This window comes from Thermoactinomyces sp. CICC 10735, assembly GCF_016055175.1.
In the GTDB taxonomy this organism is placed as follows: Bacteria; Bacillota; Bacilli; order Thermoactinomycetales; family Thermoactinomycetaceae; genus Thermoactinomyces; species Thermoactinomyces vulgaris.
The window spans coordinates 501,044-515,393 of sequence record NZ_JAECVT010000003.1 but is presented as its reverse complement, the minus strand read 5'-3'; the positions used below and the strand labels follow the sequence as shown (position 1 = coordinate 515,393).

Here is a 14,350-nt window from a genome sequence, read left to right as displayed (position 1 = left end):
TCCGGCCTTTTCCTCGCGCAAAAGAATCACAACGTGACCTTGCCTTTGATCAAATCCCGCTCATGGCTGCTGTTTCCGATATAGACTTCATACTCCATATGCTCCAGCTCCCACTGGCGGGTTTTGGGATTAAACCACTTCAGCTTATCAACGGGGCACCGGATCTCCACTTTTTTGGCCTCTCCCGGTTGAAGGCGGACGCGTTCAAACCCGCGCAACACTTTCACCGGCCGGTCCACTTTGGCCTGGCTGAATCCGACATACATCTGGATGACTTCATCCCCCGCCCGGTTTCCGGTGTTTTTGACCGTACAGCTGGCAGTGACCCACCCGTCGCCGGCGGAAAACCCGGCATCATACAGATCAAACGTGGTGTAAGACAAGCCAAACCCATACGGCAAAGACGGTTCGACCCCTTCTTTTTCCAATTTGACATAACCATGGTCATATCCATAGACAATCTCATCGGCTTCCCAATCGACCGGTGGGAGATGGCTCTCCTTTTTGGGGACAACAAACGGCAGCTTTCCGCCGGGATTCACATCGCCGAATAACGTTTTGGCAATCGCAGTTCCGCCTTCCATCCCCGGATAATAAGCCATCAGAATGGAGGAAACGAAATCTTTCCACTCCTCGATCATGATCATGTTCCCGCCGATCAAAACGACTGCAGAATTTTGATTCACCGGCCCCACGGCTTGAATCAACCGGATCTCTTCTTCATGGAGCCCCAAGGACCGGACCCGGTCTCCGCCCACCGCATCAAACCCGGCACCGATGGCGGACAATCCGCTGTCATCCTGAGCATTGTTGATATATTCACCTTCATCATCATGGTCATAGCCCACCGCAAAAATGACCGCATCCGCCGTGGCGGCCAATTTTCGGGCCCGCCCGATGTCTTGTCCGTCATCAAAAATCACTTCGGCACCGGGGACAATTCGCCGGATTCCTTCCACCGGTGTCACCACATATTCGGGATAAACCCGGCTGGAACCATGATCGCCCGTATTTTCTTTGCTCCCCAGCCGGCCGATTACTGCGATGCGCTTGCAACGTTCTTTGGAAAATGGAAGCGTCTCATGCTTGTTTTGTAGCAGGGTCATCGACTTTTCCGCCGCTTCCAGCGCCAAAGCAACATGTTCTTTGCAGCCGACAACCTCTTCGCCGTATTTTTTTTCATCCGCTTCCGAAAAAGCCAGAAGCGTCCGGACAATGCGCACGGCGGCTTCATCGATTTTCTTTTCGGGAACTTGGCCGTTTTTGACCGCTTCCACCAATTTTTCGCCAAAGTATTTCACAGCGTTCATTTCGATGTCCATCCCGCCGTTGGCCGCTTCAACCGTATCCCGGACTCCCCACAAGAAGTCGCTGATCACAAATCCGTCAAAGTCCCATTCGCCTTTGAGCACCTGATTCAGCAAATAATCATGATGTCCGCAATACGTTCCCCGGTATTTGTTGTAAGCACTCATCACACAAGCCGCCCCGGCGTCGATCACGTCTTTGAAATGGGCCAGATACACTTCCCGTTCCGTGCGCTCGTCCGCTTTCACATTGACCGTAAACCGGGCATTTTCCATGCTGTTAAATGCAAAATGCTTGACGCAGGCAATCACGTTTTCACTCTGGACTCCTTTGGCCAGGTGAGAGCCCATCACCCCCAGATGGAACGAATCCTCCCCGTACGTCTCCTGGCTCCTTCCCCATCCGGGATGGCGCGGAAGATTGATGCAAACTCCCCCGAACAAGTTCCCGCCAAGTGCTTTCACTTCTTTCCCGATCGCCTGTCCGATTCTTTCTTCCAAGTCTTTGTCAAAGGTCGCCCCTCTGGCCATGGAAACCGGGAAACAGGTGCTTCGATTTCCCGACACCGCCCCGCGCGGCCCGTCGACAAACTTGACGGCCGGCACGCCCAGGCGTCGGTTCCCACCCGCTTCATAAGGAACTTCATTGTAGCGGATGCCTTTTTTGTCTTCCTCAACCAAGTCTTCTCTCGTCAAATTCCCGCTCATCAGATACACTTTTTCTTCCAAGGTCATTTGGCTGACGATTTCCTTGGCCTTTTCGGTGAAAGATAACCGGTATGCTTTGTCTGCCTTCACCTACGCATCCTCCTCTTTAAAAGATCATCCTCCATGGCGGAACGCCTGCAATTGACGGCTCAGTCCGCTGGTAGCCGGATAAATTTCCCGGTAGATCCGAAACAGTTGCCGGTATTTTTTCACGTTTTCCGGAATCGGCTCGTAAACCCGTTCCTCTTTGACGAATTGCTCCGCACATTCTGATAACGATTCAAACCAGCCGCATCCGGCAGCCGCCAGCATGGCCGCTCCCATCCCCGGGCCTTGTTCGCTTTTCAGTTTCACGACTTTGGCCCCGAAAATATCCGCCTGCATTTGCAGCCATGTTTCATTTTTGGCCCCGCCGCCGATGGAGATCACCTGATCCACCTTTTTGCCGTTTGCACGAAACATTTCCACGGATTCATTCAGCGAAAAGGTGATTCCCTCCAACACGGAACGGACCAAATGCTCCTTTTGATGCGAACTGTCCAGTCCGATCCAACTTCCGCGAATCAAGGCATCGGCATGCGGTGTTCGTTCCCCGGCAATATAAGGGGTAAACAGCAGGCCATCCGCCCCGGCGGGAATCCGGTCGATCCCGTTTAACAGTTCGTCAAAATCCCCGTCGTTGGCTAAGACCTCTTTCAACCAGGACAAACTGTACCCGGCGGCCAACGTGACGCCCATGGTGTAAAACGCATCGGGGGCGCCATGGTTAAAATAATGGACTTTTCCGCCAAAGTCTTTGGTTCCGTCTTTTTCATACGTTAAAACCACTCCGGAAGTCCCGATGCTGACAAGCGTTTTTCCTTCTTTTAAAATTCCGGCCCCAATCGCGCCGCAGGCATTATCCGCCCCTCCGGCAAAGACGCGGGTCGCCGGCGACAAGCCGGTCTCTTTTGTGATTTCCGGTGTGACCGTACCGACTTCATCTACCGAGTCAATAAGTGGCGGACACAGGCGCATGTCCACCCCGACCCGTTCCCCGATTTCCCGGCTCCATGTTTTTTCCGGCACATTCATCAAAAGGGTGCCCGCCGCATCGGAATAGTCCATATGAAGTTTCCCGGTGAGCTTAAAGCGCACATAATCTTTGGGCAGGACAAAAGCGCCGGCTTTTTGATACAAATGTGGTTCATGCTTTTTCACCCAGAGGAGTTTCGGCAAGGTGAACCCTTCCAAGGCCGGGTTTTTGGTGATTTCGAGCAACCTTTCTTTGCCCACCCGCTCTTCGATCTCCCGGCATTCTTCCGTCGTGCGCGTATCATTCCACAAAATGGCGTTTCTCAGCACTTCCAGGTTTTCATCCAGCAGCACCAAGCCGTGCATCTGCCCGGAAAAACTGATCCCCTCAATGTCTTCGGGATCCCCCGCAAATTGGTGCAAAAGCTCTTTTAATCCGCTGATGGTGGCCTTCACCCAATCATCCGGGTTTTGTTCGCTCCACCCAGACCTTTCCTGAATCAGCGGATAGGATTTGGAGACTTGTAATACCACTTCCCCCGGCTTGTTGACCAGAAGAAGCTTGACTGCACTCGTCCCCAAATCGACACCGATGACATATTTCATATTGAACCAGCTCCTGTCTCCATGTTGCCTGCAGGTTTCTTTCAACCGCAAATTTAGAAAGAATATTATGCCATTTGACGGAATTTCCTGACATCCCGGAAACCTTTCCAGCCCACACTCAGCGAAACTTTGTTTAATTGTTAAACTAAGATTAACACTTTGATGAAAGCGTTGTCAATAAAAATAAGAATATATCCAAATATATAATTTCTATATATAATAAAATACAAAATCCACGGCGGTTGGCAGCATAACTTTGTATAAACCATAAACAATCATTGCGCATGAACCGAACCATGGAGTATGATAAAATTTCAACAACAGAGGTTGCAGTAAGGAGAAAAAAGAAATGAAAGCACTCAGAACCGGAGATCAAAACCTGGTCAAACAGATCAATAAATCCGTTGTTTTCCACACCATCAAAAACAAAGGCCCGATCTCCCGGGCACAAATTTCCAAAGAAACCGGTTTGAATAAAGCCACGGTGTCCACCATGGTTGCCGAATTGTTGAAAGAATCCTTCGTCAAAGAAATCGGCGCCGGCCAATCCAGTGGCGGCCGGAAGCCTGTAATGCTTTATTTTCATCATCACGCCGGTTACGCCATCGGCATGGATGTCGGCGTGAACTATCTCTCGGGAATCTTAACGGATTTAAGCGGAAATATCGTCGAAAAAACCACGAGCAAATTAAAGTCAACCCGGCTGGAAACGGTCGTGGACCAAATGACGGCCGTCACGGAGAACCTTATCCAAAAAGCTCCCGACAGCCCGTATGGCATTGTCGGCATCGGCATCGGGGTCCCGGGACTGGTTGATTCCGGGGGACAAATTTTATTCGCCCCCAATCTGAAATGGAAAAACGTGGATTTAAAACAAGTGATGGAAGAAAAATTCCACATTCCGGTCAAAATCGAAAACGAAGCCAATGCCGGCGCCCACGGGGAACAGTTGTACGGATCCGGCAAACACATTGCCAATTCAGTGTATATCAGCATCGGCATCGGGATCGGAACGGGGATCGTGATCAACCATCAACTCTATCGGGGCTTTACGGGGATTGCCGGGGAAATGGGACATATGTCCATCGACTTTCAGGGCAGAAAATGCTCGTGCGGCAACCGCGGTTGCTGGGAATTATATGCATCGGAAAGCGCCCTTTTAAATGCGGCTTCCAAACGGAACCTCCCGGAAGGACATCCGGAAGCCGATTTGGATGTTCTTTACACCGAAGCCCAAAAAGGAAACGTTGAAGTCATTCAACTGTTGAACACTTTGGGAGAATACATCGGCATCGGCCTGACCAATGTCATGAATACGTTCAATCCCGAAGCCATGATCATCGGAAACCGGATCGCCCGCTTTGAACCCTGGATTAAAAACCCCATTGAACGCGTTTTGGAAGAGCGGCTGTCCAACCATCATCCCTTCCCAACCCGCCTTCGCTTTTCCAAGCTGAAAGATGATTCGACAGCCCTTGGCGCCGCTTCGTTTGCCATTTCAGCTTTCTTTTCCAATCAAAAGATCACGGAAATGGAATCCCTCTCCTTCACCTGAAAAGCATCAAAACCGGCTTTCCCCTTTTGATGAAAGCCGGTTGAAGTCGTGACAGCCCCTCTTTTCCTCTTCACGACATCGGAAACGGACCTTGCAGTTTCAATCCTCCCCGCCGGCTTTGACAGTCTGATCGAGGATCCGGATCAGTTCCCGGCTGTATGTTTCCAAATCCACTTTTTGCATGAGACCTGAATCCAGCATGTATTCTCCGATTGATCCCTGAATGACGTGAACCATCACATCCAAATGGAAGTCTCCAAAAACTCCTTCTTTCTGCCCTTCCCTTAAAATATTCCGCAGCTCCTTCAGAAGAGGATCCTCTTCTGAGTCACCAAGCAGATAATAAGGAATATGATCTGGTGTTCTGCCATTAAAAATGATTTCAATCAAAGCCACATTTTTCTGTTGGTGTGTTCCCTGGTAAGCCAAACTGGCTTCAATGAAGGCATGCAACTGGTCCAAGGGGGTTGTTTTCTTGTGAACCCTCTCCAAAACATAAGCAGACAAATCCCCCATCAGTTTCATCAACACATGATACATCAAGTCTTCCTTATCCCGAAAATGATAAGAAATCAGAGCGGTGGAAATGCCAGCTTTTTTGGCGATCTTGGACAAGCTGGCTTTCACATATCCAATCTCCCCCAGTGTTTCAATGGCGGCTTGAATGATCTGTTCCCGTCTCGCCTCTTGAATAAAGGATAATTTTCCTTTTTCCCGTTCATCTTTTTGCATCGCATTCACCTCTCAGGTTATTTTTTCCTGATGGCACTCATAATGGACAACACAAGGATAATCACCGGAACCAAAAATACTTTGTGCGGCTCCCGGACCACCCCTTCCAAAACCGGCCGGGCACCTCCCTGAATCAAGTGATGACCCCCCCGGATGACCAAAACCACCAAGTTCGCCACCAGAATGAACACGATCAGGGAAATCCCGCTTTGAAACAGCACGGCCGCAACAGGATGACGAAATAAAAACAGCACGGCCGAAAGCAAAGTAATGATCCCGACAATCCCGATAATCACGGGCCGGATCCAAACATACCAGTAATCATAAACAGTGATCACCGTTTTTTCTTCCACTCCGGCAAAGTGATGCCATAAATACCAAAACGCAAGGATACTCAGTCCTATACTAACAAAAAAATAAGCTTTTTCTTCTCCTTTTTGGATCTGCACGATACCCACCCTCAAAATTTGATTGTATAATCTAATTTTTGATTGGTCGTTCAATCAATTTTTATCATCAAGTGATCCGGATGTCAATAATAAAGAAACATTCCAAACATGGATCCAAAAGATATTCAAAAGGATATTTGAATCTATGCCGCTTGGTGTTATCATATAATCAAACAATCATTTGAATATTTGATGGTAAAAACCGGCCTGTCCCCGATATTTCCAAAGAAACGAGGTGCCATCGTTGAGTAAAGACCGTTGTGAAATTTATTGTTTTGATGAAGAAAAAGTCGAAAGAGCCCGGTCTTCCCTGAAAGACACAAATTTCAGCGATACGTCACAAATGTTTAAAGCTTTGGCTGACCCGACCCGCTTGAAAATCGCTTATGCTTTATTAAAGGAAAGTGAACTATGCGTTTGTGATGTGGCCAATATCATCCGGTCTTCGCCGGCAACCGCCTCCCATCATTTACGCTTGTTGCGGAATATGGGCCTGGCCAAATACCGGAAGGAAGGAAAAATGGTTTTTTATTCACTGGATGATGATCACGTCAAAGACTTGATCCGGTTGGCCTTTGATCACAGTAAGGAGTTACGCGAAAATGGAAACCAATGAAGCGAAAAAAATTTACCGTATTCACGGGTTATCCTGCGCCCATTGCGCTGCACAATTTGAGAAAAATGTTTGCAATCTGCCCGGTGTAAAAGATGCCAAGGTAAATTTCGGGGCTTCCAAGATCACGGTGCTTGGCAATGCCACCATGGAAGAAATTGAAAAAGCCGGCGCCTTTGAAAACTTGAAAATCTCACCGGAGCATGAAATCCCGGGTGAAAACCGCCTTTCATTTTGGAAGAACAAAGCGAATTATCCCGTCTTTCTCTCTGCTTTCTTTCTGATTGCCGCCTGGATCTTGAGCCGGCAATCCGGCGAAAATCTTCCCGTCATCCTCTTGTATGCGGCTTCCATCCTCACGGGAGGATACCGGTTGTTTATCCACGGTTTGAAAAACCTCATCCGATTTGAATTTCAAATGAATACCCTGATGACCATTGCCATCGTCGGTGCCGTCGCCATCGGAGAGTGGGGGGAAGGCGCCATGGTCGTTATTTTGTTCGCCATCAGTGAAATGCTGGAATCATACTCCATGGATAAAGCGCGCACATCGATTCGCTCGCTCATGGATATCGCACCGAAACAGGCCTGGATTCGCCGCAACGGGGAAGAAAAACTCATTCCCGTCCAGGAAATTGAAACGGGCGACATTATGCTGGTCAAACCCGGGCAAAAAATAGCCATGGACGGGATGGTCATCAACGGAGCTTCCACGGTCAACCAGGCCGCCATCACCGGCGAATCCGTTCCCGTGGCCAAAAGCACCGGGGATGAAGTGTTTGCCGGAACCTTAAACGAAGAAGGATTCCTGGAAGTGCGGGTGACCAAACGGGTTGAAGACACCACCCTAGCCAAAATCATTCATTTAGTGGAAGAAGCCCAGGCCGGACGGGCTCCGGCGCAAGCCTTCATTGACCGGTTTGCACGGGTGTATACCCCGGCGATACTGGCTGCCGGCATTCTTTTGGCCATCCTCCCTCCCCTGATCTTCCGGGCAGACTGGAGCGAATGGATTTACCGGGGGTTGTCGCTGCTTGTTGTCGGATGTCCCTGTGCTTTGGTCATCTCCACCCCGGTTTCTATCGTCACGGCCATCGGCACGGCCGCACGGAACGGGGTGCTCATCAAAGGCGGAATTCACCTGGAATCCGCGGCCAAACTCAAAGCCATCGCTTTTGACAAAACCGGCACCCTGACCAAAGGGACACCGGCAGTCACGGATTTCGTGCCGCTTTGTTCAAGGTCCGCAGAAGAACTGCTTGCCATTGCGGCAGCGATCGAAAAAAACTCCCAACATCCGTTGTCGTCAGCCATTCTCAAAAAAGCGGAAGAATGGAATGTTCCTTTCGGCTCCCGCGTGGTGGAGGATTTTTCCTCGCTGACGGGAAAAGGCGTGCGGGCCAAAGTGGACGGCATCCTTTACGAAATTGGAAATCCAGGGTTATTCCGTGACCGGATGCCCGATGATCTCAAAGATCGGGTCCAATCGCAACAAGCCCAAGGCAAAACCGTCATGTTGATGGGGAACGAAGAAGAAATCCTGGCTTTGATCGCTGTTTCGGATGAAATCCGGGAGTCCGGGCAAAAAGTGATTCAAAAATTGCATTCCCTGGGAATCCAAAGAACCGTCATGTTAACGGGAGACAATGCTTCCACGGCACAAGCCATCAGCCAAAAACTGGGGGTCAGCGAAGTCCGGGCAGAGCTTCTGCCACAGGAAAAATTGAAATGGATCAAGCAGTTGCAACAAGAGACCGGATCCGTCGCCATGGTGGGAGACGGCATCAACGACGCCCCGGCGCTGGCTGCATCCACTGTCGGCATCGCCATGGGCGGAGCCGGGACTGACACGGCGCTGGAAACCGCAGATATTGCGCTGATGGGGGATGATCTGGAAAAACTCCCGTTTACCATCCGACTGAGCCGGAAAGCCCTAAACATCATCAAGCAAAATATCACGCTGGCCATCGCATTGAAATTAATCGCCCTTTTGCTGATCATTCCGGGATGGCTGACACTTTGGATGGCCATTTTCGCGGATACGGGAGCCACCTTGCTGGTCACGTTAAACGGGCTCCGTCTGCTTCGCAACCAAAAATGAATAAAAGAGACCGGATGGTCACACCCTGATCTTATTGATAGATCAGGGTTTTCTTTATGAAACATTTGTTTCTTCCCACCAGACCGAAACCGTTTACAAACCAACCGTTTCCTGGTAGGATACTTGTATACAAGTATTCAAAACCAAAAGAGGTGATGATTTGAAAGGACTTTATCCTGAAAAAAGACTCGCAAAGTCCTCGATCGGCCAACAAGTGGCTGCCGATTTGCGAATGAGGATCCTTTCCAGGGATCTTAAAAATGGAACCGTTTTATCAGAAAACCGGCTGTCTGAGGAATACAACGTCAGCCGCTCCCCCATCCGGGAAGCATTGAGGATACTGGAACGGGAAGATTTGGTGCAATTAAACCGGATGGGCGCCAAAGTGGCCGGCATCACGGAAAAAGACATTGATGAAATTTATGATGTCCGGCTGATGATGGAATCTTTTGTTTTTAAAAACTTATTGGAGCGGGAAAATAATGATTCTCTGCTCCGGGAACTAAATAAAATCCTGGAAATGATGAAGGTTGCCATCAAATACAAAGATGCCGATGAATTTTCGTTTCGGGATATCGAATTTCATGAAACAATCATCCGGTCCATCCAACACCGGTATCTTTTCATCCTCTGGTCCAATATCAAACCGGTGATGGAATGCCTCATTTTGCTGGACATGCGGCATCGGATGAAAAACAACGATGCGGATTTTGGCCGGATTATCCAAAACCACCAACTCCTGATCCAGTCCATCGAAGAAAAGGACATGCGATTGGTTGAAGAAGCTTTTTACAAAAACTTCAGAGACGTAAAGAGAAAATCGGACGGATTGTGGACAACCCCGGAATTTTTAAAGAAAGCGAATGAGCAATATGAATGAGAACAAATGGATGATGGGTGTGGATATCGGAACCACCAGTACGAAAGCGGTATTGTACAAGGAAAACGGAGAGATTGTCGCATCGGAAAACAACGGCTATCCATTGTACACACCGGACAGCCACACTGCCGAACAAGATCCGGAAGAAATCTTTGAAGCCGTTCTCCTGTCGGTTCGCCATGTCATGAAGAAGTCGGGAATCAACCCCGAGAATTTGTCGTTTATCGCCTTCAGCAGCGCGATGCACAGTGTCATTGCCGTCGATGCCAAGGGACACCCCCTGTCACGCTGCATCACTTGGGCCGACAACCGCAGTGCAAAATGGGCGGAAACCATCAAAACCGAACGGGACGGACATGCCATTTACCAACGAACCGGAACCCCGGTCCATCCCATGTCCCCGTTATGCAAAATCGCCTGGCTGGAACATGATGTGCCGGAAATTGCCGTCAAAACCCATAAATACATCGGGATCAAGGAATATGTGTTTTTCCGTCTTTTCGGCGAATACGCCGTCGATGTTTCCATCGCCTCGTGCACCGGGTTGATGAACCTCGAATCAATGGACTGGGATCCGAAAGCGCTTCAAGTCGCGGGCATCACGGAAGAAAAATTATCTCGGATTGTCCCGACCGGGGAAGTGTTTACCGGATGCAACCCGTCTTTTGCCGAACAAATGGGAATCCTGCCTGAAACCCCGTTTGTCATCGGTGCAAGTGATGGCGTCCTGTCCAATCTGGGGGTTGGTGCCGTCAAAAAAGGGGAAGTGGCCGTCACCATCGGAACCAGCGGCGCCATCCGGACCGTGATCGACAAACCCCAAACCGATCCCAAAGGCCGCATCTTTTGTTATGCATTGACCGAGGATCACTGGGTCATCGGCGGCCCTGTCAACAACGGCGGCATTGTGCTTCGCTGGATCCGCGAAGAACTGGCCGCGGCGGAAGCGGAAACGGCAAAATCGTTCGGCATGGATCCTTACGATGCCTTGACCAAAATTGCCGGCCAGGTCCAACCGGGAGCAGACGGGCTGCTGTTTCTCCCCTACTTGTCCGGGGAAAGGGCGCCGCTGTGGAACGCGGATGTCCGGGGCTCCTTTGTGGGTCTCACCCTCAGCCACAAAAAAGAACACCTGATCCGCGCCGCCCTGGAAGGCGTGCTATACAACCTGTACTCCGTCTTTCTGGCTTTGGTGGAAGTCATGGATCATCCCGTCACTTCCATCAGGGCAACCGGCGGTTTTGCAAGATCCGAATTGTGGCGGCAGATGCTGGCAGACATCTTTGACCAGGAAGTGATCATCCCGGAAAGCCATGAGTCTTCGTGCCTGGGGGCCTGCCTGCTCGGGCTTTACGCTTTTGGAAAAATCGACTCCTTTGACGTGGTGACTGAATGGATCGGCAAAACCCATCAGCACAAACCCGTTCCTTCCCATGTCCGGGAGTACCGCAAATGGATCCCGGTCTTCATCCGCCTTTCCCGGGTTCTGGCACCAGAGTATAACCAATTTGCCACCCTCAAACCATAACGGATGGGAGTGAAAACCAATGCAAAACATGTTGCCGCTTTTGATTGTGGCACTCGGCATCATCTTTTTGCTTGTTTTGATCACCAAGTTCAAACTCAACACATTTATTTCTTTGATCATCACTGCCTTTGCCGTCGGGCTGGCGCTCGGTATTCCATTGGGTAAAATCGTCGAATCGATTGAAGGCGGAATGGGAGCAACCCTGGGCAGTATCGCTTTGATTTTCGGACTGGGAGCCATTCTCGGAAGATTGGTCGCCGATGCTGGCGGGGCCCGGCAAATCGCCGTGACGCTCATTGGCCGGTTTGGCCAAAAACGCATTCAATGGGCAGTGGTCATTTCATCCTTTATAATTGGAATTGCCCTGTTTTTTGAAGTGGGGTTGGTGCTGTTGGTGCCAATTGTATTTCAAATCGCCAAGGAATCCAAAGTTCCCGTTTTGTATTTGGGAATTCCGATGGCGGCGGCCCTTTCGGTCACCCACGGATTTTTGCCCCCGCATCCCGGCCCGACCGTGATTGCCCGGCAGTATGATGCAAATATCGGAATGGTGCTGCTTTATGGAACCATCATTGCCATTCCGGCCGTGATCCTTGCCGGACCGTTATTTGCCCGGTTGGTCAAAAAAATCAGCCCTGATTCTTTTCATAAATCGGAAGCGGAACAAATCGATTCCCTTGTCAGCAACAAAGAAATTCAACCGGAAAAGCTTCCCGGATTCGGAATCAGTGTTTTCACTTCCTTGTTGCCCGTGATTTTAATGGCCATTGCAACCTTGGTTGAACTCCTTCAGGATTTGGGGGTGGCAGGCGACAACCTGTTCTTTGACGCCATCCATTTGGTCGGAGAACCGACCACGGCTTTATTGATCTCCGTATTGCTCGCCGTCTATACCATGGGCATCAAGCGACACATTCCGATGAAACAAGTGATGCAATCGGCAGAGGAAGCCGTCCGTGCCATCGGGATGATGCTGCTGGTCATCGGCGGCGGCGGGGTCCTGAAACAAGTTTTGATCGATGGCGGTGTGGGAGACTCGGTATCCGCACTGTTTGCCGGCAGCCACATGTCGCCGCTTTTGCTGGCTTGGTTGATCGCCGCCATTTTGAGAATTGCGCTCGGTTCCGCAACGGTTTCTGCACTGACCACTGCCGGTCTGGTCATTCCCTTGATGCAAGGAGCCGATGTGGACCCGGCCCTGATGGTTCTGGCAACCGGCGCCGGCAGCCTGATCGCTTCCCACGTCAATGATGCCGGTTTTTGGATGTTTAAAGAATTCTTCAATCTGAACATAAAAGAAACATTTGCAACCTGGACTTTGCTGGAGACCGTCATCTCAGTCACCGGTCTGGCAGGAGTCCTGATTCTCAATCTGTTTGTCTAAAGGGTGGAATTCAATGAAGAACAGCATAGGTGTTTATGGTTTAGGTGTGATGGGGTCCAATTTGGCCAGAAACATGGCCAATCACGGCGAAAATGTCGCCGTCTACAACTACACGCCGGATCTGACCGACAAATTTGTCAGCCGACATGCACACAGCCGGATCGAGGCTTATTATGAACTGGAACCCTTTGTCCGTTCCTTAAAAAGCCCGCGCAAAATCTTTCTGATGGTATCCGCCGGGGCGGCAGTCGATTCCGTCATCGAATCCCTTCTGCCTCTTTTGGATCAAGGGGACATCATCATGGACGGCGGAAATTCCGACTTCCATGATTCCAACCGGAGATACCGGGCTTTAAAAGAACGGGGAATCCATTTCATCAGCGTGGGCGTCTCCGGCGGGGAAGAAGGTGCATTAAACGGTCCGGCGCTGATGCCAAGCGGCGACAAAGAAGCTTACCGCCAAGTGGCCCCGATCCTGGAAAAAATCGCTGCACAAGTCGACGGAAAACCCTGCTGCACCTACATCGGCCCTGAAGGTTCAGGGCATTATGTCAAAATGGTGCATAACGGAATCGAATATGCGGACATGCAATTGATTGCCGAAGCCTGGCAATTCCTCCATCAAATCGTCGGGCTTTCCATCCCGGAAACAGCTGATGTATTTAAGTCCTGGAATGAATCGGAACTCAAAAGCTACCTGATCGAAATCACCGCAGAAATCCTTTCCAAAACCGATCAGGAAACGGGAAAACCGATGGTGGAAGTGATACTGGACAAAGCCGGGCAAAAAGGAACGGGGAAATGGTCCAGCCAGGATGCGCTGAACCTCGGCGTTCCCACCACCATCATGACCGAATCGGTCTTTGCAAGATTTTTATCTTCCTTGAAAGAGGAAAGAATCCAAGCCGAATCCCTTTTGGAAGGACCTTCCCCGTCGGGAGAAGAAGCCGACAAGGCATACTGGATCGAACAAGTGAAGCAAGCACTTTTCATGGGGAAAATCTGCGCCTACGCCCAAGGGTTTCAGCAATACAAAACAGCTTCCGAACAATACGGCTGGTCGCTTGATTTGGGGGACATCGCTCTGATCTTCCGCGGCGGGTGCATTATCCGGGCCGACTTCTTAAACCGCATTTCCGAAGCCTACGAGGAAAACAAAGACTTGTCCAATCTGCTTTTGGCTCCTTATTTCTTGGAAAAAACCAACCGCTATCAGGCATCATTGCGGAAAGTGGTCATCAAAGGATTTGAAAACGGCCTGCCGCTGTCGTGTCTCAGTTCGGCCCTCGCCTTTTACGACGGATACCGGTCTTCCACCGGTTGTGCCAACCTGATCCAAGCCCAACGGGACTACTTTGGTGCACACGGCTTCGAACGCACCGATCAACAAGGAACCTTCCATGCCGGCTGGATGGAACCCGGAACCGTCATCCCATCCGTTAAAGTAAACAAATAGGACGCAAAAACCCCGAC

Annotated in this window: 11 protein-coding genes; 7 read left to right on the top strand and 4 right to left on the bottom strand. The window is 50.3% G+C overall.

What is annotated here, in order from left to right:
• Positions 1-26: 26 nt before the first annotated feature.
• Entirely contained in the window at positions 27-2,105 is a 2,079-nt protein-coding gene (locus I8U23_RS08810) for a beta-glucosidase family protein (protein ID WP_198050913.1), read from the bottom strand.
• A 24-nt stretch (positions 2,106-2,129) separates the two neighbouring features.
• Positions 2,130-3,635: a xylulokinase gene (gene xylB / locus I8U23_RS08805; protein ID WP_049720776.1), complete on the bottom strand. Its 1,506-nt coding sequence runs from the start codon at positions 3,633-3,635 to the stop codon at positions 2,130-2,132.
• A 349-nt stretch (positions 3,636-3,984) separates the two neighbouring features.
• On the opposite strand from xylB, the gene I8U23_RS08800 reads away from it, so the two are divergent.
• On the top strand, positions 3,985-5,190 hold the full coding sequence (locus I8U23_RS08800) for an ROK family transcriptional regulator (RefSeq protein WP_049720775.1): 1,206 nt from the start codon (positions 3,985-3,987) through the stop codon (positions 5,188-5,190).
• Between the two features lie 99 nt (positions 5,191-5,289).
• Here I8U23_RS08800 and I8U23_RS08795 read toward each other — a convergent pair whose 3' ends face one another.
• Positions 5,290-5,922 carry a TetR/AcrR family transcriptional regulator gene (locus tag I8U23_RS08795; RefSeq protein WP_049720774.1) on the bottom strand — a complete coding sequence of 211 codons (633 nt, stop codon included), beginning with the start codon at positions 5,920-5,922 and terminating at the stop codon, positions 5,290-5,292.
• A 17-nt stretch (positions 5,923-5,939) separates the two neighbouring features.
• Positions 5,940-6,371, bottom strand: a complete 432-nt coding sequence (locus I8U23_RS08790; RefSeq protein WP_049720773.1) for a hypothetical protein — start codon at positions 6,369-6,371, stop codon at positions 5,940-5,942.
• A 244-nt stretch (positions 6,372-6,615) separates the two neighbouring features.
• Here I8U23_RS08790 and I8U23_RS08785 point away from each other — a divergent pair, with 244 nt between their 5' ends.
• The 6 genes from I8U23_RS08785 to gndA all read left to right on the top strand — a co-directional run bounded on the left by I8U23_RS08785 (position 6,616) and on the right by gndA (position 14,333).
• Complete coding sequence (locus I8U23_RS08785) at positions 6,616-6,987, top strand: ArsR/SmtB family transcription factor (protein ID WP_037997750.1); 372 nt, start codon at positions 6,616-6,618, stop codon at positions 6,985-6,987.
• On the top strand, positions 6,974-9,085 hold the full coding sequence (locus tag I8U23_RS08780; protein WP_049720772.1) for a heavy metal translocating P-type ATPase: 2,112 nt from the start codon (positions 6,974-6,976) through the stop codon (positions 9,083-9,085). The genes I8U23_RS08785 and I8U23_RS08780 overlap by 14 nt, the downstream gene beginning before the upstream one ends.
• A 160-nt stretch (positions 9,086-9,245) precedes the next feature.
• Positions 9,246-9,965, top strand: coding sequence for a GntR family transcriptional regulator (locus I8U23_RS08775; protein ID WP_037996607.1), 720 nt, complete (start codon positions 9,246-9,248; stop codon positions 9,963-9,965).
• Positions 9,958-11,493 carry a gluconokinase gene (gene gntK, locus I8U23_RS08770; protein WP_049720771.1) on the top strand — a complete coding sequence of 512 codons (1,536 nt, stop codon included), beginning with the start codon at positions 9,958-9,960 and terminating at the stop codon, positions 11,491-11,493. Before I8U23_RS08775 ends, gntK begins: the two co-directional genes overlap by 8 nt.
• 31 nt (positions 11,494-11,524) lie before the next feature.
• The gene (locus tag I8U23_RS08765) at positions 11,525-12,877 is read left to right on the top strand and encodes a GntP family permease (RefSeq protein WP_037996619.1); all 1,353 of its coding nucleotides are present in this window, start codon (positions 11,525-11,527) and stop codon (positions 12,875-12,877) included.
• 13 nt (positions 12,878-12,890) lie between these two features.
• Positions 12,891-14,333 (top strand): NADP-dependent phosphogluconate dehydrogenase, encoded by a 1,443-nt coding sequence (gene gndA / locus I8U23_RS08760; RefSeq protein WP_049720770.1) that lies wholly within the window; start codon positions 12,891-12,893, stop codon positions 14,331-14,333.
• Positions 14,334-14,350: the final 17 nt, after the last annotated feature.

Bases quoted from the DNA above. Each gene is read 5' to 3' on its own strand.
- xylB (WP_049720776.1), bottom strand. From the start codon at position 3,635: ATGAAATATGTCATCGGTGTCGATTTGGGGACGAGTGCAGTCAAGCTT.
- I8U23_RS08800 (WP_049720775.1), top strand. From the start codon at position 3,985: ATGAAAGCACTCAGAACCGGAGATCAAAACCTGGTCAAACAGATCAAT.
- I8U23_RS08795 (WP_049720774.1), bottom strand. From the start codon at position 5,922: ATGCAAAAAGATGAACGGGAAAAAGGAAAATTATCCTTTATTCAAGAG.
- I8U23_RS08780 (WP_049720772.1), top strand. From the start codon at position 6,974: ATGGAAACCAATGAAGCGAAAAAAATTTACCGTATTCACGGGTTATCC.
- gntK (WP_049720771.1), top strand. From the start codon at position 9,958: ATGAATGAGAACAAATGGATGATGGGTGTGGATATCGGAACCACCAGT.
- gndA (WP_049720770.1), top strand. From the start codon at position 12,891: ATGAAGAACAGCATAGGTGTTTATGGTTTAGGTGTGATGGGGTCCAAT.